Raw genomic sequence first — 1,247 nt, 5'->3', positions numbered from 1 at the left:
AGAGATGGTTGGATGTCAGTGCTCCCTCTCCCGTATTTATGGTAAGGTCTGAATGCATCCCTGCAAGACTAAAAGCACGGACCGCTTCCGGGGAGAGAGCTCCATCACTCATAGCTGAGCGTATAATGGGTGTTTTAGATATAAAAGGTTGTTCCCTCTCCTCCCCAAATGTAATACTGACATCATCATCTACCTCTTTTTCATTTAAGACACTGCTTGCGTGTTTAATGATAAAGCGTGATCCTCCAAACGGCTGACTGACAGAGAAGGACTGGTAGTTTGGTTTGTCTTTGGCTGCGGTGTAAACCCAGTCTATTTTATCTTTAGAATCATAAAAGGTTTCCTCTGCAAAATACTGGCGCAGAGGTTCCCTTAATGCCTCAAAAAGGTATCGAAATCTTCCTATAACAGGGTAGTTGATAAGAAGTGAGTGCTTTCTTTGCACATACTTATCATAAAAATAGAGAAAAATGACAACAAGTGTGGCAAGAACTAAAAAAAGTTCAAAAAAATCGAGTACAATCTCCCATATATTGTCTATAATACCATCTAAAAAGTGCAAATTAAAAATCCTCTAAACGTACTGTCTCTTCTGTTTTATTGAGAAGATCTTTTACCCAGATGGTTTGTGTTTCAAGTTCATTAGAACCTAGAACGCAACAATACTGTGCATTGGCTTTATCCGCATTCTTCAGGTGTGCTTTGAGGTTGCGTGAGCGGTACTCACATGTTGCCTTTGTCTCCTTGCGCTTCTTTTGCGTCAAAGAGATAATAAGATCAACAGCCTCCTCATCCATAGCACCAAGATAAAAACCTTCGCGGGATTCCTGAGGCATTTGAATAAGCTCCATAAGCCTTTCAATCCCCATTGCAAAACCAACAGCAGGGGTGGGGCGACCATCTAAAAACTCTACAAGTCTGTCATAACGACCACCCCCGGCAATCGCGCTTTGACTTCCAATGTTATCGCTTACAAATTCAAAGGCTGTTTTGGAATAATAATCAAGACCACGTACCAAGTTGGTATCTATTTCATAGTGTATATTGTTTGTATCAAGAATCTTTTGGAGTTTTTCAAAATCGCTGTGGCAACTTTGACATAAAGAGTTGATAAGTTTGGGTGCATTTTCATAAAGAGATTGGCATTTTTCGTTTTTACAGTCTAAAATACGGATAGGGTTTGTTGCTTTTCTTCTTTGGCAATCTTCACAAACAGCATCCTCTACACTCTCCATAAAATGAACAAG

2 protein-coding genes are annotated in these 1,247 nt (G+C 39.9%); both read right to left on the bottom strand.

What is annotated here, in order from left to right; genetic code table 11:
* On the bottom strand, positions 1-562 hold a 562-nt coding region (locus AC30RD_RS09595; RefSeq protein ID WP_489494328.1), incomplete at its 3' end, for a glutamate synthase-related protein.
* Position 563: 1 nt separating this feature from the next.
* Positions 564-1,247, bottom strand: a 684-nt coding sequence (locus AC30RD_RS09590) for an ATP phosphoribosyltransferase regulatory subunit (protein WP_489494327.1), incomplete at its 5' end; no start/stop codon positions are given.

The organism is Nitrosophilus sp., from assembly GCF_982775275.1.
This window is presented reverse-complemented; position numbering and strand designations above follow the sequence as displayed.